Here is a 19558-nt window from a genome sequence, read left to right on the forward strand (position 1 = left end):
CCCCGATAGGGGCGCGGGGAACTGCGCGAACGAGCCCCACCGACCCGCAGGAACACCACACCCCCCCAAGGGGCGCGAGGAACTGCGCGACCAGCCACAACGAGGCCGCAGACAACACCCAACCCCAGCCCCCCAAGGGGCGCGGGGAACTGCGCGAGCGGCCGCGACGCACCCGCAGACGGCATCCCGAGCCCAGCCCCCTCAAGGGGCGCGGGGAACTGCGCGACCAAGCCCCACCGGCCCGCGGGGACACCACGACCCCAGCCCCACAAGGGGCGCGGGGAACTGCGCGACCAGCCACGACGGGGCCGGGCCGCGGGCGACCGGCGAACCGGAGCGGAGCGGCCTCGCGGCTGTCAGGACACCCGTACCCGGATCTCGCCCGACGGCCCCGCCACCACCCGCACCCGCGTCAGGTCCGCCGCCACCGCGTCCGGCGCATGCAGCGCCGCCCGCGGCCCGACCCCGACCACCCGCATCCCCGCGGAGCGCCCCGCCGCGATCCCCACCCCGGAGTCCTCGAAGACCAGGCAGTCCTCGGGCGCCACCCCCAGTTCCGCGGCGCCCTTCAGGAACCCCTCGGGGTCGGGCTTGCTCGCGCCGACGCTCTCCGCGGTGACCCGGACATCCGGCAGCGGCAGCCCCGCCGCGGTCATCCGCACCGCGGCCAGCGCCGCGTCCGCCGAGGTCACCAGGGCGTGCGGCAGCCCGGCCAGCGCCGCCATGAACGCGGCCGCGCCCGCCACCGGCACGACACCGTCCGTGTCGGCCGCCTCCTCCGCGAGCATCCGCGCGTTGTCCGCGAGGTTCTGCGCCGCGGGACGGTGCGGCAGCAGCACCGCCATCGACGCGTGCCCCTGCCGCCCGTGCACGACCTTGACGACCTCGTCCCCGTCCAGCCCGTTCCGGTCGGCCCAGCGACGCCAGACGCGCTCCACGACGGCGTCCGAGTTGACGAGGGTGCCGTCCATGTCGAGCAGCAGGGCGCGGGCGGTGAGGACGACGGGGGACGTGACGGAGGACGTGGCGGGGGCCGGCATCGGCAACTCCAGACGGACAAAAGGACAAAGGGGGCACGCGGACGCACCCCCAAGGACCAAGGCGGCCCCGCCCGCCGGTCAGGGAAAACGGGCGGCGGCCACTTTGTTTCTCTACGGTACAAAACGAAGGGCCCCTCGCGCCACCGCCCCCCGAAAGGGTTCACCCGCCGTTCACCCGGCGGGCCGGCCGCGCGGCGCGGCGAAGCGCCAGGTCAGCCCGCGATCGCCTCCCACAGGCTCCACACGCCGAGCGCCAGCATCAGCACCGCCGCGATCTGGGTCACCAGGCGCAGCGGAACCTTCTTCATCAGGGCCTTCCCGCCGACGATGCCGAGCCCGGCCACCGCCCACAGCGCCAGCACGGCACCGATGCCGACGGAGAGCGGGTCGTCGTAGCGGGCCGCGAGGTTGGCGGTCATGATCTGCGTGAGGTCGCCGAACTCGGCGACCAGGATCAGCGAGAAGCCCGTCCCGGCGACCTTCCAGAAACTCTGATTCTCGGGCTTGGGGATGTCCTCCTCGCCCTCGTCCTTGCGCAGCAGCAGCACCGCGGCGCCGCCGAGGAAGAGCACGCCCGTGATCGCGTGCACGAGCTGCTGCGGCAGCAGCGTCAGCACGCTGCCCGCCGCGACGGCGAGCACGACGTGCAGCGCGAACGCGGCGGCGACACCGGCGAAGACGTAGGACGCGCGGTAGCGGGTGCCCAGGACGAGACCGGCGAGCGCGGTCTTGTCCGGCAGTTCGGCGAGGAAGACGACGCCGAAGACGACGGCCGCGACGGTGATGCTGAACAAAAGTCCTCAATCGGTCGGGGCTGCCCCACCGAGAGCGCTGCACATCCTGCGAGAGCCTCGGCACGGCAGCGCACACGTCACCCCTGCCCCATGGCACGGGTGTGCACTGCTTGCCGAAGGTCTCGCTGGCCGACCCCGTTCGATCGAGGTCCGCCTCCGGGCGCCGGCTCAGGCGAGCTGAGCAGTATGTCGACGGTCCGGCGAAGAGCTACTCCCCTTCTGCGCTCCCCAGGATACGCGAGGACAAGTTCGACCGTAAACCTTGTCGTGACATGCACACGTCACTAACTTCTTACCGGACGCACACCTGACGGCAACACCGCCCCGCCATCCTTCCCACGCCCGCACCTCAACACCCATGTGTCACAAGGGAGTTCGCATGCCGAAGTTCTACGCGCGTCGACGGTTGAGCATACTCGGCGCGCTCACCGCGCTCCTCGCCTCCGCGGCGCTGTTCGACTCCCCGTCGGCCTCCGCCGCCCTGCCCACCCCGGTGAGCGCCGCGACGGCCCGCACCTACCTCGCCTCGCTGACCGTCGCGACGGAGAGCCGTACCGGCTACGACCGCGACCTCTTCCCCACCTGGATCACGATCAGCGGCACCTGCAACACCCGCGAGTACGTGCTCAAGCGCGACGGCTCCGGCGTGACCGTCGACTCCGCGTGCGCCGCCACCGCGGGCAGCTGGTACTCGCAGTACGACGCCGTCACCACGACCGACCCCTCCACCTTCGACATCGACCACGTCGTGCCGCTGGCCGAGGCGTGGGACTCGGGCGCGAGCAAGTGGACCACCGCGCAGCGCCAGGCGTTCGCCAACGACGTCACCCGCCCCCAGCTCATCGCCGTGTCGGCCAGCTCCAACCGCTCCAAGGGCGACGACGACCCGGCCGAGTGGGTGCCGACCCGCTCCGCGTACGTGTGCACCTACGTGCGCGCCTACGTCCAGGTGAAGTACTACTACGGCCTCTCCGTCGACTCCGCCGAGAAGACCGCGATCTCCGGCTACCTGGCGAACTGCTGAGCCTCGGGCGGAAGTCCGCACAAGCAGTGATCGCCCGACCCTCCCCCTACCCCTCCGCCGCCGCATACCGTACGGGCGACGGAGGAGGGGGATCACCGTGGCGGGACTGCTCCTTGGACCACTGCTGAGGTACGCCGACGGCTCGTCCGCGACGGTCTGGGTCGAGACGAGCCGCCCGTGCACCGCCGAGGTGCGCTGCCCGGACGGCGCCCACGGCACGGCCCGCACCTTCCAGGTCGCGGGCCGTCACTATGCCCTGGTCCCGGTGACCGGCCTCGCGCCGGGCACCGAGCGGCCCTACGAGGTGCTCCTCGACGGCGCCCGGGTGTGGCCGGCCGCCGATCCGCGCCTCGCGGGCTTCCCGCCGTCCGTCATCCGCACGCCCGCCCCCGGCGACCCGGTCCGGGTGACCTTCGGCTCCTGCCGCTGGGCCGCGCCCGCCGTCGGCGAGGGCGACCCGGCGGGCCCCGACGCCCTGGACGCGCTGGCCGTACGCCTCGCCGCGGACCCGCGCGCCCACCGGCCGGACGTGCTGGTCCTGCTCGGCGACCAGGTCTACGCCGACGAGACCTCCGCGGCCACCCGCGCCTGGCTCGCCGCCCGCCGCGACCCGTCCGAACCACCGGGCGCCCAGGTGGCCGACTACGAGGAGTACACCCGGCTCTACCACGAGTCCTGGCTCGACCCCGAGGTCCGCTGGCTGCTGTCCACCGTGCCCAGCTGCATGATCTTCGACGACCACGACGTGATCGACGACTGGAACACCTCCGCCGCCTGGGTCGCCGGGATGCGGGCGCTGCCCTGGTGGCCCGAGCGGGTGCTCTCCGCGCTCATGGCGTACTGGGTGCACCAGCACCTCGGCAACCTCTCCCCCGCCGAACTCGCCGCCGACCCGCTCTACGCCGCCGTACGCGCCGACCCCGACGGCACCGAGACGCTGCGGGCCTTCGCGGCGCGCGCCGACGCCGATCCCGCCTCGGTGCGCTGGAGCTACCGGCGCGACTTCGGGCGGGTGCGGCTGCTGATGGTCGACAGCCGCGCCGCCCGTGTCCTCGCGGAGGACGGCCGGGCGATGCTCGACCCGACGGAGGCGGCGTGGCTGCGGGAGCAGGCGCTGGACCGGGACGGCTGCGACCACCTGCTCCTCGGGACCTCGCTGCCCTGGCTGCTGCCGCCGCTGGTGCACCACGCCGAGGAGTGGAGCGCCGCGCTGTGCCGGGGCGGGCGGGGCGCGCGCTGGGCGCGGTTCGGGGAGCGGCTGCGGCGGCGGGCCGACCTGGAGCACTGGGCGGCCTTCCCGGACTCCTTCGCCGCGCTGGCCGACCTGGTCGCGGAGGCCGGCACGGGGGCCGGGGCGCCCGCGACCCTGTGCGTGCTCTCCGGCGACGTGCACCACGCGTACGCCGCCGAGCCGGTCTGGCCCGCGGGCGGCGGCCCGGACGCGCGGGTGGTGCAGCTCACCTGTTCCCCGGTTCACAACACCGTGCCGTGGCACGTCAGGGCCGCGTTCCGGTTCGGCTGGAGCCGGGCGGCGCGGCTGATCGGGCGCCGGCTCGCCCGGCACGGCCGCTGCCCCGCACCTCCCGTGAACTGGGACAGAACGGGCGGACCGTGGTTCGGCAACCAGCTCATGACCCTGACGCTGCGCGGGCGCTCGGCCCGGCTGCGGCTGGAGCGGGCGCGGCGCGGCGGCACGCTGCGGACGGTGACGGAGCGGGAACTCGCCGTCGACGGGGTCGACGGTGTGTAACGATCACATACGCCCCCCGTGAAACCGCTGTCCCATCTGCCGCGTACGCTGGTTGGCTGTTGTCCGGCCTCTCCTGCCGCTCACGCCGAGCGCGACACGGTCTGGCCCGCGGGGGATTTCTTCGGGAGTGGTCGTGTTCGAGAGTGTCGCGTCGCTGACCGGCAGCCCATGGATATACGCCATGGTCGCGCTGTCGGTGCTGTTCGACGTGTTCCTGCCGGTGCTGCCGAGCGGCGTGCTGGTGATCACGGCCGCCACGGCCGCGGCGGCGGGCACGGGGGCGGCGACGGGGCACACCCCGCATCCGCGCGTGCTGATCCTCATCCTGTGCGCGGCGGGCGCGTCGGTCGTCGGCGACCTGGTGGCCTACCGGCTGGCCTGGCGCGGCGGCGAGCGGCTGGACCGGGCCATCGCCCGCTCCCGGCGGCTGCGGACCGCGCAGGAACGTCTCGGTGCGGCTCTCGCGCGGGGCGGTGGGCTGCTGGTGGTGCTGGCGCGGTTCGCCCCGGCCGGGCGGTCGCTGGTCTCGCTGGGCGCGGGGGCGGCGCACCGGCGGGTGCGCGAGTTCCTGCCGTGGTCGGCGCTGGCGGGGGTGGCGTGGGCGGCGTACAGCGTGGCGCTCGGTTACTTCGGCGCGCACTGGCTGGGCGCGACGTGGCTGGCGACGGCGGTCTCCTTCGCGGCGCTGTTCGGCGCGGGCGCGGGGGCGGCCTTCTTGATGCGACGCGCCCCGGCGTAACCGGCTGCGCGCGTCGGCCGCGCCGGGCTCCCTCGACCTTCGACCGCGGCCCGGTGGGGGCTGATCGCGCAGTTCCCCGCGCCCCTTCAGGGGACTTCGACCGCGCGGGCTTCCCGCGCCCCTGTGTGCGTACACCTGCGGGCCGGTGGGGCCCCTTCGCGCAGTTCCCCGCGCCCCTGTCGGGGCGCCCCGACAGGGGCACTCAAGGGGCGCGGGGAACTGCGCGATCAACCACGACGCGGCCGCACCCGAACTCTTAGGGGCGCGGGGAACTGCGCGAACGACCACGACGCAGCCGCACACGAACCCTCAAGGGGCGCGGGGAACTGCGCGAACAGCCCCCACGGACCCGCGGTCGAAAACCGAGCAGCCCGGCGCAGCCGTGGGCCGTGTGGGGGTCAGCCGGTGGGCTGGGAGGCGGGGCGGCCCTTTATCTGCAGACCCCCCAGGAGGGCCGCCGTGGCCTCCGCGACGGCCTGGACCGCGTCGTCGAAGACCTCGCGGTTGTGCGCGGCGGGGGCCCGGAACCCGGACACCTTGCGCACGTACTGCAAGGCGGCGGCGCGGATCTCCTCCTCCGTGGCCTCGGTCTCCAGCGCGGGTGGACGCAGTGTCTTGATGCTCCGGCACATGGTTCCAGTGTCACCTCTCCGGACCGGCGGACGCCCGCGCGAGGTCGTACCGCCAGTCGTTCGTCGTGATGGGGTTGCCCTTCGGGTACTCGAAGTCGGCCTGGCCGAGGAGGGTGAAGCCCGCCGCCCGGCACACACGGTTCGACGCCGCGTGCTCCACCTTCGGGTAGGCGTGCAGATACCGGTGGCGGCCGGCCTCGCGGGCCGCCACGATCACGGCGCGGGCCGCCGCGGCCGCCAGCCCCCGGCCCTGGAACTCGGGCAGCACGCCCCAGCCGGTCTCCCACACCGTGGAGCCGCGCCACTCCCGCTCCCAGAAGCCGATGGAGCCCACGGTCTCACCGCCCGCGACGAGGACCACCCGGTACATCGCCCCGGCGCTCAGCTCCGCGTAGCGCCGCTGGCGGTCGGCGAGCTGTTCCTCGCTCTCCGGACCGCCGAGGTGCTCGGTCATCTCGGGGGTGTTGGTCCGCCGCAGCAGCCACAGATCGCCCTCGCCCCAGGGCTCCAGCCGCACCCGCCCGGCGTCCGGTCGCGCATCGGAAGTCTCCATGCCGCCACCGTAGAGCAGGGGTACGACAACGCCCGGGGGTCCGCCCCGGGCCCGCACACTCGTTCGTGTGAAGTAACTGAAGCAACTCGCCACCCAAAATCGAACAGGCGTAGCATTGCCGCGTGGCTGCGACCTATGACTTCCCGAGTGACCTCCTTGCCGGTCAGGAGGAGTTGCATCAGGTCCGGGCCGAGCTGTCGGCCCTGCTGAAGCGGCTCCCCTGGTCGGTCGAGCCCATGGACGGCTTCAGCGACGACACCGGCTGGCGCAGGGTCGTGCGCCCCGCCTCGCCGGGCTGGACGGCCGACGAGCAGGCCGAGGTGGAGAAGCTGCGGCAGCGGGAGCACGAGCTCGCGGTGTTCGTCAGCACGCACCGGTTCTGGGCGGAGGTGACCGGGCCGGACGGGGTGGAGGGACGCTCCCGCCTCAAGCACACCCGGGGAACGTGAGAGGGTCCCGGCCATGACGGCCGGGACCCTCTCACGATGTGGGCGCGGACGGTTTCGAACCGCCGACATCCTGCTTGTAAGGCAGGCGCTCTACCCCTGAGCTACGCACCCCGATCGAGTCGACAGCCTACATGGCCCGGGACGGTGCCCGGCAAACGCGTATCGGCGCCCCGCGGGTGGGGATAACCCCCGCCCCGATCCGGGCGCGGGCCGGATCCCCCGCCGGGCCGCGGCTCCCTACCGTCGTCAGGGAGCAGACCGCTCGCCTTCAGGGGGAGATCGCCATGACCCGTACCGCCTCCGTCCGCGCCGTCGCGGCCGCCGCGGGCGCCGTCGTCCTCGCCGGGGCGCTCAGCGCCTGCGGCGCGTCCGCGGACGACGACAAGCATCCCGACCACCGCGCCTTCGCCCTGCGCGGACACACCCTCACCGTCGACTCCGACGACTCCGCGCTGGAGATCGTCGCCTCCTCCGCCGTGCGGACGGGGACGGTGGACGTGACGCGCTGGTTCCAGGGCAGCGTGGCCGTCGGCGGCGCCCCGCGGGTGACCTGGTCCTTCGCGAACGACCGGCTGGTGCTGCGGATGAAGTGCTCCGGGCTGGTCGCCGACTGCTCGGCCCGGCACCGCATCGAGGTGCCGCGGGGCGTCGCGGTGACCGTCGAGGACGGCGACGGCAGCGTGCGCGCGCAGGGCTTCCGCGATCCGCTGGACATCCGCACGGACGACGGCTCGGTGCGGGTCGGCGACTGCACCGGCGCGCTGACCCTGCGCTCCGGCGACGGCTCGGTGCGGGCCGACGTCTCCTCCCGCACGGTGCGGGCGACCACCTCCGACGGCTCGATCCGGCTGCGCCTCGGCGTCGTGCCCGACCGGGTCGAGGCCCGCTCCGGCGACGGCTCCGTCGGCGTCGTGCTGCCGAGGTCCTCGTACAAGGTGACCACGGGCTCGGGCGACGGCTCGGTGCACGTGTCCGTGCCGCGCGACGACAGCAGCCGGCACGTGGTGACCGCGCACACCGGCGACGGAGGGATCACGGTCGAAACGGCGAACTGACCGGGCCGTGTGTTCGTCTTCACCGGGTGGGAGAATGACACCACCCACGGCGAACCACGGTACGGGAGAGGGATGTGACGGCGACAGCCCGCAGGAACCGGGGTCCGCTCCGTGACCTTCTCACGCTGACCGCGCTGCCGCTGCTGGCCGGTCCGGCGCTCGTGGCGGCGTTCGCCGGGGGCGGCACCCGGCGCTGGTTCGGCGGCCGGTCCGAAGGACAGCGGGCCGAGGCCCAGGCCGCGAAGGACGCCGCCGCCGCCGCGTTCTACGAACTGGACACCGCACAGCGGGACATGCGGATCTCCATAGAGACGATCACCGCGGTCGACGACACCCCGCCCGCCCGGCGCGCGGTCGCCGACTTCGAGGCGCTGGGCCGCCGCATCGACGACGTGAGCAACCGCTACATCCAGGCGATCGACGCGCACGACCTCGACCGGGACGACCTCGACGCGTCGACGGCCTCCCGGGCCCGCGCCGAGCTGACCGCGGCCAAGGACGAGCTGGTCCGGGTCAAGCAGGAGCTGGATCGTTTCGGTACGGGGCTCGGACCCCTGCTGGGCAAGGCCGAGACGCAGCTGGCGCGGATCGCGCCCGCCGTGGAGCGGGCCCGCCAGGCGCTGCTGGCCGCGACCGGCGCGCTGGACGCCGTACGGCAGACCGGTCTGCGGGCCGACGAGCTCGCCGCCCGGCTCGCCGCGCTCTCCCCGGAGCTGACGCGGCTGAACGAGGGCGCGGGCCGGCACGGCGCCCCACAGACGCTGGAACGGGCCGAGCGGGTCGCGCGGGAGGCGGAGGCGATCCGCGCGGAGGCGCAGCGGCTGCCGGAGCAGGCCGCGGAGATCGACCACCGGCTGGTGTCGCTGCGGACCCGCGCGGAGGCGCTCACCACCCGGGCCGGACAGGTGGACCCGGTCCTCAGCGAGCTGCGCCGGCGGTTCGCCGCGGCCTGCTGGCAGGACCTCCAGCGGGTGCCCGAGCAGGCGGCGGAGAACGTACGGCAGGCCGGGGCGCGGCTGCGCGAGGCGCAGGCCGCGCGGGACGCCCAGCGGTGGGCGGACGCGACGGCGCTGCTGGCGACGGCGCGGGCGCTGCTGAACACCACCGACGAGTCGGTCTCGGCCGCGGGGAGCCGGCTCCAGCGGCTGAACGCCGTGCAGAAGGACCCGCAGCAGGAGATCGACCGCACCCGCTTCGCGATCCGGGACGCCCAGCGGCTCGCGATGGCCGGCCGCTCCACCCCGGACCCGCGGCACGCCCGCCCGCTGGACGACTCGGTGGCCCGCCTGGACCGCGCGATCGCGGGCCTGGAGGGGCGCCACCCCGACTACTGGCACTTCCTGACGGAGACCGAGGCGGTCCGGCAGACCGTGTCCCGCGTGGTCGGCCAGATCCGCGACGAGCGGGGCGGGACCGCCTGACGGCGGGCTCAGCCGTTGTCACCTGCGGGCCGGTGGGGGCCGTTCGCGCAGTTCCCCGCGCCCCTGGGTCTTTTGGGGGCGCGGGGAACTGCGCGAGCAAGCCCCACCGACCCGCAGGTGACGACGGCTGAGCCCACCCCGGGCGACCGTGTGGCCGAGCGGAGCGAAACGGCGGATATTGGAACTACGTACGGCCTCCGCGCACGTCAACAGGTACAGGGAGGCGCACATGGCCTCGCACGCGGCTCAGCCGGGAACCTCGCAGACCCAGCCGTCCCGGCAGCGGTTCCGGCTCGACGAACACCTTCCCGTCGACCACCGCCTGAGCACCTTCTACCGGTTCGGCGCCGGACTGATGGGCCTCTTCCTGCTCGTCTTCGGCATCTTCGGAGTCGTCGACAACATCGGCTTCTTCGACACCGGCGGCGACACGGTCGTCGGCCTCAACACCAACGGCGCGCTCAGTTGGCTGTCGATCGGTGTGGGGCTGCTGCTCCTGGTCGGCATGGTGATAGGCGGCAACTTCGCCTCCACGCTGAACATGGGCCTCGGCATCCTCTTCATCCTCAGCGGCTTCCTGAATCTCGCGCTGCTGGACACCGACAACAACTTCCTCGCCTTCAAGATCCAGAACGTGCTGTTCAGTTTCGTCGTCGGCGTGCTGCTGATGTTCTTCGGGATGTACGGCAGGGTGAGCACGACCCTGCCGCACGACAACCCCTACTGGCGCGCCCGGCACCCCGAGGCGGCGGCGTACGACGACCGCGCGGCGCAACGGGCCGCCATGAGCCCTCCGGACAACCCGAAACGCCCCGGGCTCACTTGACGACGGTCGACCAGTCCGGCGACTGCGCGGGGTCCAGGCTGCGCAGCCGCTGGAGGGTCTCCGGCTTCTGCACGTCCATCCAGTCGGCCAGCTCCTTGAAGGACACGCACTTGACGCCCTTCTTGGTGCACACGTTCTTGATCACCTGGTCGACGGCCTTCATGTAGATGCCGCCGTTCCAGTCCTCGAAGTGGTTGCCGATGAACAGCGGCGCGCGGCTGCCGTAGTAGACGCGGTTGAAGCCGGCCATGTAGGAGTCGACGGTCGTCTGCTCCCACTCGCCGTACTTCGACGGGTCGCCCTTCGTCTCACCGTTGGACTGGTTGTAGAGGAAGTTGAAGTCCATCGACAGGCCCTGGTACTTGCCGTTCTCGTACGGCAGCATCTCCAGCGGGAAGTCCCAGATGCCGTTCTTCTTCGTCGGCCATATCTGGAAGTCGCCCGGGGAGCTGGCGTCGTAGCGCCACCCGTAGCTCTTGATCGCCTTGAGCAGGTTGGGCTGGCCCTCCAGGCAGGGCGCGCGGCCGCCGGTGACCTCCTTCTTGAAGTCGAAGGGCAGCGCGGGGATGTCCTTGAAGCCGGTGTTGGTCTTCCAGTTCTCCACGAAGTCGAAGAACTGGTCGATCTCGCTCTTCCACTGGTCGACGCTCCAGTCGCCGCCGCCCTTGGCCCCGCAGAAGTGGCCGTTGAAGTGGGTGCCGATCTCGTCGCCGTCCTCGTACGCCTGGCGCAGCTGCTCCAGCGTGGTGCGGATGTGCTCGTCGGTGGCGTAGTCGATCGCCGCGTCGCCCGCCTCGTGCATCGGCCCGGTGTAGAGGTCCTTCTTGTCCTTGGGCAGCAGGTAGATGCCCGTGAGGAAGAAGGTCATGTGGGCGTTGTACTCCTTGGCCATCTCCCGGTAGTGCGAGAAGAGATGGTCGCTGCCCTCCAGGGCGCCGTCCCAGGAGAAGACGACGAACTGCGGGGGCTTCTCGCCGGGCTTGAGCGGCACGGCCTTCAGCTGGTTCTTCTGCGGCCCGGTGTAGGAGGTGGAGCCGTCGCCGAGGACCTTCGTCTTGCCGTCCCACTTGGGTGTCGCCGCGGCCTTCTTCGTCCGTCCCTTGGCGGACGCGGTCGGCGCGGTGTGGTCCTGGCCGCTGAGCACCAGGTAGCCCGTCACCGTCGAGGCGAGGACGAGAAGGATCGCCAGGGTCAGGAATCCGGGGCGTGCGGCCTTGTTGCGGACTTTTGCCCTACGGCGGCGGCCGGAGGTGGACTTCATGCGCGGCTCACTTCGGAAGGGTGGGGGGTTTGACGGTGGGTGCGGGTGCCTCGGCCTCCCGGGGTCAGCCGAGCGGGTCCAGGGCTCCGGACCAGATGCCGTAGGCGGCGCTGTTCGCGGCGGTGCCGCCGATGCCCTTCAGCGGCAGTGGTTCGAGGCTCTTGGTGAGGTCCATCCGGTAGACGACGACGGCCGTGGAGACCGACTTGGCGGTCCCCACGTACCAGGACGCCGTGTCGTCCTGGTCGGTGCCCGCCTTGCCGGAGACGGTGGCCGAGGCGGAGGCCGCGCCGGGGTGGCCGATCGTGAAGGACTGCGTCAGCGCCTGCTGGACCTGCCCGGCCACCTCCGAGCTGACGGCGCGGCGCTGGGCCGGCTTCACGAGGTGGACCTCGGCGCCGTTGCGGGTGATCCGGCGCACCGAGTACGGCTCGGTGTGCTCGCCGCCCGCCGCGAAGGTGGCGTATCCGCTGGCCATGCGGATGGCGCTGGGCGTGGAGCTGCCCAGCGAGAGCGCCGGCACCTGGGGGCCCATGCTCGACGAGAGCAGCCCGGCCGCCTCGGCGGTACGTTTCACCTTGTCCAGGCCGGTGTCCATGCCGAGTTGCATGAACGGCGTGTTCACCGACCGGGCGAGCGCGGTGGCCAGGCTGATCTGCCCGTACGAGGCGTTGCCGTCGTTGTGCGAGACGACCTTTCTGCCGCTGCGGTCCCAGTAGGGGCCCTCGGGGGTGCTGACGGCGATGCCGTCGTTGCCGTCGTAGAGGGTCTCGGGGGTGATCAACTCGCGCGGCGCGTCACGTTCCTTGACGATGCCGTACTCCAGGCCCGCCGCGTACACGAACGGCTGGAAGGCCGAACCGGCGGGCACGGTGGAGGCGTTGGACTCGTTGAACCCCTGTTTTCGGTGATCGGCGCCGCCGTACACGGCGAGGATCCGGCCGTCGGTGGCGACGGACGAGGCGCCGTAGTGGGCCGTCTTGGCGGCGTCCGGGTCCTGCTTCACCGCCGCCTTGCGGGCCTTGGCGACGGCGCCGGTGAGCGCGGTCTCCCGCTTCTTGTCGAAGGTCGTGTAGATCTGGTAGCCGCCGAGGTCGAAGTCCTTGTCGGAGATGTGCCCGGCCTTCTTGGCGTACTGCGTGGCGAGTTCGACGAGGTAGTCGCTCTGCTCACCGGTGTCGTAGAGCGGGTTGGTCTTGAGCGGCTCGGGGAACTTGGTGTACGTCGCCCGTTCCTCGGGGGACAGCTTGCCGATCTTGACCATGCGGTCCAGGATCCACGACCAGCGCTCCACCGCCCGCTTGTGATTGGCCGCGCTCAGCGTGGGGTCGTACAGGCCCGCGCCCTTGAGGAGGCCGGCGAGCATCGCGGCCTGGCTGGCGTTGAGCTTGCTGACGTCCTTGCCGTAGTAGGCCTGCGAGGCGCGCTGGATGCCGTAGGTGCCGCGGCCGAACCAGCTGGTGTTGAGATAGCCCTCGAGGATCTGGTCCTTGCTCATCCGGTTGTCGAGTTTGAGGGAGATCATCGCCTCGGTGAATTTTCGGCTGACCGTCTGATTTTGCGTGAGATAGACGTTTTTCACGTACTGCTGGGTGATCGTGGAACCACCCTCGGTATCGCCCTCGCCGACCGTCCGGTACAGGGCGCGGGCGATGCCCTTCATGGAAATGCCCGGGTCGGTGTAGAAACTCTCGTTCTCGGCCGCGAGCACCGCCCAGCGCACGTCCTCGGGTATGTCCTTCAGCGGCATCGCCTGCCGCTGCACCCAGCCGGTACGGGCCATGGGGGTGCCGTCCGACCAGAAATAGACGTTGTCCTGCTGTGTGGCGTACGAGTTGAGGTTGTCCGGAATGTCGGTGGCGGCGTATGCGACGACGAGGAAGAGGCCGGTCAGCCCGATCGCCCCGAAGAACCCGCCGATCCACTGCCGCCAGGACGGCATCCACCGGCGCCAGCCGGTACGGCCGGGACGCGGGTACTGCGGCTTCAACTTGCGGGCGTACGGCTCGACCTTGCGGGCGTACGGCGCCAGGAACGCGAGCGCGGGGGCCAGCAGTACGGCCACGCGGGCCGTGAGGGGGCGCAGGAAGGCGAGCAGCGGGGCGAGGAGGCGGCCGAGGGCGGTGGAGGGCCCGGCGGGAGCGCTCGCGGCCTCCTGGGCCTGCCTGTTGACGCTTCTGCGCAGGTCGTCCACGCGCAGCTGCATCGTCTCGTCCGGGCGCGCGCCCGAACGGTCCATCTCCTCCACGGCCTTGCGGAGGTCGTCCACCTTCAGCTGCATGGTCTCGTCCGGGCGGGCGCCGGAGCGGTCCAGCTGCTCCACGGCCCTGCGCAGGTCGTCGACCTTCAACTGCATGGTGGCGTCGGGAGATCGGGAGTCCGGCGCGGCCGGCTCGCCGGGGGTCCCGGACGGCCCGGCGTCGGCTTCGGCGTCGCCCTCGCCGTGCTGGCGGCGGTCGCGCCAGGATCGTTTCGGCGCCGCGCGGCGACCGTGGGAGCGGCGGCGTTCCTCGGGAACGCCTTCCCCCTGCCCTGCCTCGGTCACAACTGTGCCTCCTCCGCACTCGGTCGTGCTCGCGCGGGTTATGGCACGGCTGCCGTTGGCACGGCTGCGAGCCCCCTGATTCCCCAGCCGCATCGCGGCCCTCGCGGCATTACAAAATTATCAGTGATCTTTTCGATTTCTCCGCTTAACAACTGGACAGAAACGAACACATGCCGAGCCGGGAGCGGCGTGAGTATCGTCACGCCGGTTAACCTGAACGCATGCCACGCTATGAGTTCCGCTGTCGGACCTGCGACAACACGTTCGAAGTCACCCGTCCCATGGCGGAATCGTCCGCTCCGGCGACGTGTCCTGCCGGACATGAGAACACGGTGAGACTTCTCTCCACGGTCGCGGTGTCCTCCGGGAGTTCGGCGCCGTCGGGAGGCTCGGGTGGGGGCGGGTGCTGCGGGGGCGGCTGCTGCGGCTGAGGCTGCGCCGGGCTCGGCCGGTTCTGCGGGTGCGGGTGCGCTGTGGTTGCTCGCGCAGTTCCCCGCGCCCCTTTCAGGGGCGCTGATCCAGCGCCCCGTCAGGGGCGCGGGGAACTGCGCGATCAGGCACGACGGGCCCGCGCCGTACCCACGACCTGACCGCCCCTGAAGGGGCGCGGGGAACTGCGCGGACGGCCACGACGCAGCCGCACTCGTCCACAGCCCGGTGCGGGCGCATGTCGGCGGGCCGCTAGGCCTTGGTGGCGCGGAGGAACTCCCGCGTGATGCGCTCGCCGGCGAGCACCCCCCGCTCCGGCAGCGCCGTGATCGCCGGCGCGCTCCACTCGCTCTCGGCCAGCTCCCCGTGCCCCGGCCGCCACCCACGGTCCGCCGCCAGCAGCAGATCCGCGTCGAGCAGCGAGTCCCCCGCCGCCAGGACGAGTTCGGCCCCGGTCCGCCGCGCGACCTCGCGCACGGCCGCGCTCTTGGTCAGCGGCTTCGGCACGGCGTAGATCTTGCGGCCCTGCAACGACACCGTCCAGCCGCGGTTCTCCGCCCAGGCCGCCAGCTCCTTGACCCACTCCTCGGGCAACAGCTCGCGCTCCACGACGAGATACACGAACAGGTCCTCGGCGATCCGGTGCTTGCGCAGCCACAGCGGGTCCGCGGTCGCCTCCAGATGCGCGCCCACCTCCGCGAGCGGCGCGCACTCCTCGGCCAGCCGCTCGGTCACCCCGCGGTGCCAGTCCGGGTCGGAGACGCCGTCGACGAGGATGTGCCCGCCGTTCGCGCAGATCGCGAACTCCGGTGCCGGGCCGGGCAGGTTGATGCGCAGGTACTGCTTGCGGGTCCGGGTCGTCGTCGGCACGAACACCGCCGCGTCGCCGAGTTCGACCAGCAGCTGCGCCGCCGTCTCCGTCATGAACGACAGCGGCCGGCTCTCGTGCACCTCCACGCACAGCAGGCGCGGCGCCCGCGCGTCCGGCATGGTCAGCCCGAGGGCCGCCGGGGAGTAGATCAGGGTGCGATCGAGATCGCTCGCCACCAGCACCGGCATCAGACCGTCACCGCCAGACCGTCGGCGCCGGTCGCCCCGCGCGTGTACTTGGGATGGATCAACCCGACACAGGTGTACGGCAGTTCGCCGACCTCCTCGACGGGCACCCCGCGCTGCTCGGCGAGCAGGCGGACATGGTCGAGGTCGGCGCCCGCGCCGGCCCGCGCCAGGATCTTCCACGGTACCCGGCGCAGCAGCACCCGGGTGGTCTCGCCGACGCCCGGCTTGACCAGGTTCACGTCGTGGATGCCGTACTCCTCGCTGATCCGCTCGACGGCGGCCCAGCCCTCCCAGGTCGGTTCGCGGTCGGCGGCGAGCAGTTCCTTGACCGCCGTGTCGACGGCGTCGGTGACCTCGGTGAAGCGCGCGGAGACGGCGTCGAGGAAGTCGCCGGAGACGTCCGCCCCGGCGAGCTCGCGGTAGAACTTCGCGCCGTGGAAGTCGTGTTCGCCGACCAGGTCGGCGCGGAGCACGGTGCGCGATATCAGGCCGGAGACCGTGGAGTTGAGGCAGGCGGAGGGGATGAGGAAGTCCTCGCGGGTGCCGTAGGTGCGCACGCAGGAGCCCGGGTCGGCGAGCACCGCGATCTCCGGGTCGAAGCCGGTGATCCCGTCGGACTTCTCGAACTCCTTGATGGCCTCGGCCAGTTCGCGGGTGATGGCGCCCTTGCCGGTCCAGCCGTCGACGAACACGACGTCCCGCGGGTCGTGGTGGGCGGCGAGCCAGCGCAGCGCGTTGGCGTCGATGCCGCGGCCGCGCACGATGGACACCGCGTAGTGCGGCAGGTCCAGGCCGTGCCGGGCCTTCGCCCAGCGCCGCATCAGGACGCCGACCGGGGTGCCGGCGCGGGCCAGGGAGACCAGGACCGGGCGCGGCGAGGACTCGGCGAGCACGGTCTCGGTGACCACGCCGACGGCGTGCGCGATGCGCTCCGCGGAGGTCGCGAGGGCCGCGTGGAACAGCTCCTGGTACTGCTCGCTGGGCTGGTACTCCACCGGCAGCGACTCGGCGTAGTGCGCGCCGCCGCTCTGGATGGCCTCCTCGCGCTCCTCGGTCGGCGCCTCCAGCGTGACGTCGGAGAGGTCCCGCAGCAGCCAGCCGACCTCCTCCGGCGCGTACGAGGAGAAGGCGGGGCCGCGAAGGGGCTCGGGCAGCATGGCGGGCCTTTCGGGTACGGACCGGGGCTCGGGCACGTAGGACGGGACGACCGCGAGCAGCACGTGCGGGGTGTGCTCGGCGAGCACCGCCGCGAGGCCGCCGGGGGCGTGCAGGGCGGGCGTGTCGCCGACCGAGTCCACGACCGCGACGACGGCGTCGAAGCCGCCGCCGGCGACGTTGTAGGCGTAGCGCTCGCCGGGGCCGTCGGCCGGGTCGTCGTGGGCCGGGAAGACGAGGCGGGTGCGGATGGCGTAGCCGGGGTCGTCGACGGCGAGGACGGGCGAGCGGGTGGTGGTGGAGAAGCGGACCTCGGCGGGGACGATCTGCTCCAGCTCGCGGGCGAGCCTGAGCGGCGCGTACATCAGTTCCTCGAAGCCGAGCACGAGCACGCGGCGCGCGCCCGCGGGCAGCGCCTCGGCGAGCCGGGCGGCCATGGCGGGCAGCGCGTGCTCCAGCCGCCCCCGGTCCCGCGGACCGAACCCGTGCCGCCCCCCGTCGGGCAGCCCCCGGGGCCAGCCGAGATCGACCCGGACCACCGGACCGGGCTTCACGGGGGCGCACGCCTCCGCGTCGCCGCCCAGCGCGGCGGCGGGTGCCGCCTCGTGTTCGGCCACCAGGCGGCGGCCCTTCTCCAGGACCCCCGCCGGCAGGCGCACCGTGCCCGAGGCCGTCGCCACCAGGTCGACGCGGGCGCCGATCTCGCGGGCGAACGTGTCCAGGCGGGCGGCGTCGGCCGGGGAGCGCATGTCGACCAGGGCGACCACGACGTAGCGCGAGCGCGGATAGCGCTCGTGCAGGTCGCGGATGGTGTTGAGGACCGTGTTGCCGGTGGAGAACTCGTCGTCGACGAGGACCAGCGGGCCGTCGCCGGCCAGCAGGGCGGGGTCCTCGGGCAGCAGCAGGTGCGAGGTGGCGTGCGAGTGGGACTCCTCGAACCCGCCGGCCCGCGCGACCCCGGGCACCGGACGGCGCGTGGAGTGCAGGTAGGGGGCGTCGCCGAGGCCGTCCGCGACCGAGTGGCCGAGCCCGGTGGCGGTCTCCGCGTAGCCGAGCACCACCGCGCGCCCGGCCTCCCGCGCGCCGAGCAGCTCCCGCACCCGGCGGCCCAGGACGAATCCGTGACCGTGGACCACGGACGGCGACTGGGGCACGTGCTTGCCCAGCACGTTCGACACCAGCAGGTGGGCCCGCTTGGGGTTGCGGCGCAGCGCCAGCCCCAGCAGCCCGGTCAGTCCGGCGTCGCCGTCCAGGGCGATCCCGAGCCGCTCGGCGACCCAGGTACCGGTCCAGACCGGATCGGTCTCCGGATCGGTCTCCGGATTGGTCTCCGGATGGGTCTCCGGATGGGTCTCCGGGTCGTTCTCCGCGTCGTTCTGCGCGTTGTTCATGAGTCCCATCAGTCTCAGCCGGATATTCCGGCGGCGAGCAGGTCCACGAAGCCGACGTCCTCGTTCGCCACTCCGAAGACCTCCGCGCGCAGCATGGTCCGCTCGGCCCAGGCGCGGTGCGGCTTCACCTCGTTCATCTTGTTCGTGTACTGCGACCTCAGCACCCCGCCGCCGAGCCGCTCCGGGCGCAGGATGTCCGCCGCGTCGCTGAACTCCTCGTGGCTGACCACCGACAGGGCGTGCACCGGCAGCACGTGCGAGGGGTGGATGCAGGTCTTGCCGAGCAGGCCGTTGGCCTGGTCGAGGGAGATCTCCCGCAGCAGTCCGTCCATGGCGTGCTCGATCAGCCGCTCGCGCAGGCCGACGGCCTGGCCCTCCAGGAAGGGGCTGGTGCGCAGCAGCGGCTTGAACATCCGCTCCGGGACCCGGAAGTACTCCCACACCGGCCCGGTCACGGTGAAGCCCGTGCCGTCGGCCCGGCCCAGCATGTTGACCACGTCGGCGATCACGGAGGCGACGATCTGGACGTCGTACGCCGTCATGTCGGGGGCTCGGCGCAGGCCGTAGGAGGAGCAGAAGTCGGTGACGCCGAGGCGCAGCGCGAGCACCCGGTCGCGGTACTTGTCGACGGCGCGGGCGATGCCCTCCAGGGCGTCGACGCGGCTCTCGCGGTAGAGGAGCTCGGGCGACTCCAGCACCGGCATGGCGAAAAGCCGCCGTCCGCTGCTCGTCTCCGCGCCGGCGATCGCCTCCAGGAAGCCGATCCCGCGCTCCTCGGTGAACTTGGGCAGCACGAATCCGGACAGCAGCCGCACGGCCGGACCGAGCCGGTCGACCAGATCGGGGATCTGCTCGGGGGTACGAACCCGGATGAACAGGAGCGGCGGCTCGACATCGGGGCGGGCGGCCAGGTCGGTGAAGTGGCGTACGAGGTTCTCCTCACCCGCCTCGACGTCCTCGTCCCCGATGGAGTCCTCCAGGCACAGCACCATCGAGACCACGCCGAGCGTCGCCTGCTTGGCGATGTCGTCGGCCAGCCGCGGCCTGGTGGCCGGGCTGTACAGCGTCGCGCCCAGGGCCGCCGAGAGCAGCCGGGCCGGTGAGTCGGCGGTGAACTCGCACGGCTGCTGATGGAACAGACGGCCGCGCACCTCAGGGGCGATGTGCCCGAAATGACGCATAGAACTCCCCCGTGGCGCACAGTAAGGCTGTGGATTCTGTATGGGTGGCCGGTAATAGTACGTAGGGATTCATGTCACAGGTTCCCGCTGGGCATGAATTTCCGGTAACGAGGACCGGCACAGTGCGGCACGGCCGGGCACACTGCCGTTCGGTGCGGTGCGGGTGACCGCCGGTGAGCACGGTCGGTGACGACGCCGCGGCATGTTCGAGACTACGGGCCGAGGCGTTCGAGGACTACCGGCCGGTCGCTCCG

General features: G+C 72.3%; 17 protein-coding genes and 1 tRNA gene. 8 read left to right on the forward strand and 10 right to left on the reverse strand.

Features of this window, described 5'->3' with window-relative positions:
* Positions 1-356 precede the first annotated feature (356 nt).
* Both WN71_RS19260 and WN71_RS19265 read right to left on the reverse strand, forming a co-directional pair.
* Complete coding sequence (locus WN71_RS19260; RefSeq protein ID WP_046584521.1) at positions 357-1040, reverse strand: HAD-IA family hydrolase; 684 nt, start codon at positions 1038-1040, stop codon at positions 357-359.
* A gap of 212 nt (positions 1041-1252) precedes the next feature.
* Complete coding sequence (locus WN71_RS19265) at positions 1253-1834, reverse strand: TMEM165/GDT1 family protein (RefSeq protein WP_046584522.1); 582 nt, start codon at positions 1832-1834, stop codon at positions 1253-1255.
* A gap of 379 nt (positions 1835-2213) precedes the next feature.
* Here WN71_RS19265 and WN71_RS19270 point away from each other — a divergent pair, with 379 nt between their 5' ends.
* The 3 genes from WN71_RS19270 to WN71_RS19280 all read left to right on the forward strand — a co-directional run bounded on the left by WN71_RS19270 (position 2214) and on the right by WN71_RS19280 (position 5347).
* Entirely contained in the window at positions 2214-2858 is a 645-nt protein-coding gene (locus WN71_RS19270; RefSeq protein WP_046584523.1) for an HNH endonuclease family protein, read from the forward strand.
* A 97-nt stretch (positions 2859-2955) separates the two neighbouring features.
* Entirely contained in the window at positions 2956-4608 is a 1653-nt protein-coding gene (locus tag WN71_RS19275; RefSeq protein ID WP_046584524.1) for an alkaline phosphatase D family protein, read from the forward strand.
* Positions 4609-4741: 133 nt separating this feature from the next.
* Complete coding sequence (locus WN71_RS19280; protein ID WP_046584605.1) at positions 4742-5347, forward strand: DedA family protein; 606 nt, start codon at positions 4742-4744, stop codon at positions 5345-5347.
* A 398-nt stretch (positions 5348-5745) separates the two neighbouring features.
* Here WN71_RS19280 and WN71_RS19285 read toward each other — a convergent pair whose 3' ends face one another.
* Together WN71_RS19285 and WN71_RS19290 are read right to left on the reverse strand one after the other, a co-directional pair.
* Positions 5746-5979 (reverse strand): DUF2277 domain-containing protein, encoded by a 234-nt coding sequence (locus WN71_RS19285; RefSeq protein WP_046584525.1) that lies wholly within the window; start codon positions 5977-5979, stop codon positions 5746-5748.
* 10 nt (positions 5980-5989) lie between these two features.
* Entirely contained in the window at positions 5990-6532 is a 543-nt protein-coding gene (locus tag WN71_RS19290) for a GNAT family N-acetyltransferase (RefSeq protein WP_046584526.1), read from the reverse strand.
* A gap of 122 nt (positions 6533-6654) precedes the next feature.
* Here WN71_RS19290 and WN71_RS19295 point away from each other — a divergent pair, with 122 nt between their 5' ends.
* The gene (locus WN71_RS19295) at positions 6655-6981 is read left to right on the forward strand and encodes a hypothetical protein (protein WP_046584527.1); all 327 of its coding nucleotides are present in this window, start codon (positions 6655-6657) and stop codon (positions 6979-6981) included.
* A 39-nt stretch (positions 6982-7020) separates the two neighbouring features.
* Here the strand turns inward: WN71_RS19295 and WN71_RS19300 are convergent.
* Positions 7021-7092: transfer RNA gene (locus tag WN71_RS19300), tRNA-Val, on the reverse strand.
* Between the two features lie 173 nt (positions 7093-7265).
* On the opposite strand from WN71_RS19300, the gene WN71_RS19305 reads away from it, so the two are divergent.
* From WN71_RS19305 to WN71_RS19315, 3 genes are all read left to right on the forward strand, one after another.
* Positions 7266-8036 (forward strand): DUF4097 family beta strand repeat-containing protein, encoded by a 771-nt coding sequence (locus tag WN71_RS19305; protein WP_046584528.1) that lies wholly within the window; start codon positions 7266-7268, stop codon positions 8034-8036.
* Positions 8037-8110: 74 nt separating this feature from the next.
* Positions 8111-9457 carry a coiled-coil domain-containing protein gene (locus WN71_RS19310; protein ID WP_046584529.1) on the forward strand — a complete coding sequence of 449 codons (1347 nt, stop codon included), beginning with the start codon at positions 8111-8113 and terminating at the stop codon, positions 9455-9457.
* 229 nt (positions 9458-9686) lie between these two features.
* Entirely contained in the window at positions 9687-10283 is a 597-nt protein-coding gene (locus WN71_RS19315; RefSeq protein ID WP_046584530.1) for a DUF4383 domain-containing protein, read from the forward strand.
* Here WN71_RS19315 and WN71_RS19320 read toward each other — a convergent pair.
* Together WN71_RS19320 and WN71_RS19325 are read right to left on the reverse strand one after the other, a co-directional pair.
* A complete protein-coding gene (locus WN71_RS19320) occupies positions 10276-11544 on the reverse strand; it encodes a polysaccharide deacetylase family protein (protein ID WP_046584531.1) in 1269 nt (422 codons plus the stop codon). The genes WN71_RS19315 and WN71_RS19320 overlap by 8 nt on opposite strands.
* 64 nt (positions 11545-11608) lie before the next feature.
* Positions 11609-13900, reverse strand: a complete 2292-nt coding sequence (locus tag WN71_RS19325; protein ID WP_206300103.1) for a transglycosylase domain-containing protein — start codon at positions 13898-13900, stop codon at positions 11609-11611.
* Between the two features lie 410 nt (positions 13901-14310).
* On the opposite strand from WN71_RS19325, the gene WN71_RS39895 reads away from it, so the two are divergent.
* Positions 14311-14520, forward strand: a complete 210-nt coding sequence (locus tag WN71_RS39895) for an FmdB family zinc ribbon protein (protein ID WP_079177961.1) — start codon at positions 14311-14313, stop codon at positions 14518-14520.
* Positions 14521-14770: 250 nt separating this feature from the next.
* Here the strand turns inward: WN71_RS39895 and WN71_RS19330 are convergent, their stop codons facing one another.
* Genes WN71_RS19330 through WN71_RS19340 form a run of 3 tightly spaced genes read right to left on the reverse strand, consistent with a single transcriptional unit; the run spans position 14771 to position 19304 of the window.
* On the reverse strand, positions 14771-15577 hold the full coding sequence (locus tag WN71_RS19330; protein WP_046584532.1) for an HAD family hydrolase: 807 nt from the start codon (positions 15575-15577) through the stop codon (positions 14771-14773).
* The gene (locus tag WN71_RS19335; protein ID WP_079177965.1) at positions 15577-18123 is read right to left on the reverse strand and encodes a phosphoribosyltransferase; all 2547 of its coding nucleotides are present in this window, start codon (positions 18121-18123) and stop codon (positions 15577-15579) included. Before WN71_RS19335 ends, WN71_RS19330 begins: the two co-directional genes overlap by 1 nt.
* 14 nt (positions 18124-18137) lie before the next feature.
* Complete coding sequence (locus WN71_RS19340; RefSeq protein WP_046584533.1) at positions 18138-19304, reverse strand: HpcH/HpaI aldolase/citrate lyase family protein; 1167 nt, start codon at positions 19302-19304, stop codon at positions 18138-18140.
* Between the last annotated feature and the right edge of the window lie 254 nt (positions 19305-19558).

It is taken from the genome of Streptomyces mangrovisoli (assembly GCF_000974985.2).
GTDB classification, from domain to species: domain Bacteria; phylum Actinomycetota; class Actinomycetes; order Streptomycetales; family Streptomycetaceae; genus Streptomyces; species Streptomyces mangrovisoli.

Coding starts and splice junctions, on each gene's coding strand:
- WN71_RS19260 (WP_046584521.1), bottom strand. CDS start 1,040: ATGCCGGCCCCCGCCACGTCCTCCGTCACGTCCCCCGTCGTCCTCACC.
- WN71_RS19270 (WP_046584523.1), top strand. CDS start 2,214: ATGCCGAAGTTCTACGCGCGTCGACGGTTGAGCATACTCGGCGCGCTC.
- WN71_RS19285 (WP_046584525.1), bottom strand. CDS start 5,979: ATGTGCCGGAGCATCAAGACACTGCGTCCACCCGCGCTGGAGACCGAG.
- WN71_RS19290 (WP_046584526.1), bottom strand. CDS start 6,532: ATGGAGACTTCCGATGCGCGACCGGACGCCGGGCGGGTGCGGCTGGAG.
- WN71_RS19305 (WP_046584528.1), top strand. CDS start 7,266: ATGACCCGTACCGCCTCCGTCCGCGCCGTCGCGGCCGCCGCGGGCGCC.
- WN71_RS19315 (WP_046584530.1), top strand. CDS start 9,687: ATGGCCTCGCACGCGGCTCAGCCGGGAACCTCGCAGACCCAGCCGTCC.
- WN71_RS19320 (WP_046584531.1), bottom strand. CDS start 11,544: ATGAAGTCCACCTCCGGCCGCCGCCGTAGGGCAAAAGTCCGCAACAAG.
- WN71_RS19325 (WP_206300103.1), bottom strand. CDS start 13,900: ATGCAGTTGAAGGTCGACGACCTGCGCAGGGCCGTGGAGCAGCTGGAC.
- WN71_RS39895 (WP_079177961.1), top strand. CDS start 14,311: ATGCCACGCTATGAGTTCCGCTGTCGGACCTGCGACAACACGTTCGAA.
- WN71_RS19330 (WP_046584532.1), bottom strand. CDS start 15,577: ATGCCGGTGCTGGTGGCGAGCGATCTCGATCGCACCCTGATCTACTCC.
- WN71_RS19335 (WP_079177965.1), bottom strand. CDS start 18,123: ATGAACAACGCGCAGAACGACGCGGAGAACGACCCGGAGACCCATCCG.
- WN71_RS19340 (WP_046584533.1), bottom strand. CDS start 19,304: ATGCGTCATTTCGGGCACATCGCCCCTGAGGTGCGCGGCCGTCTGTTC.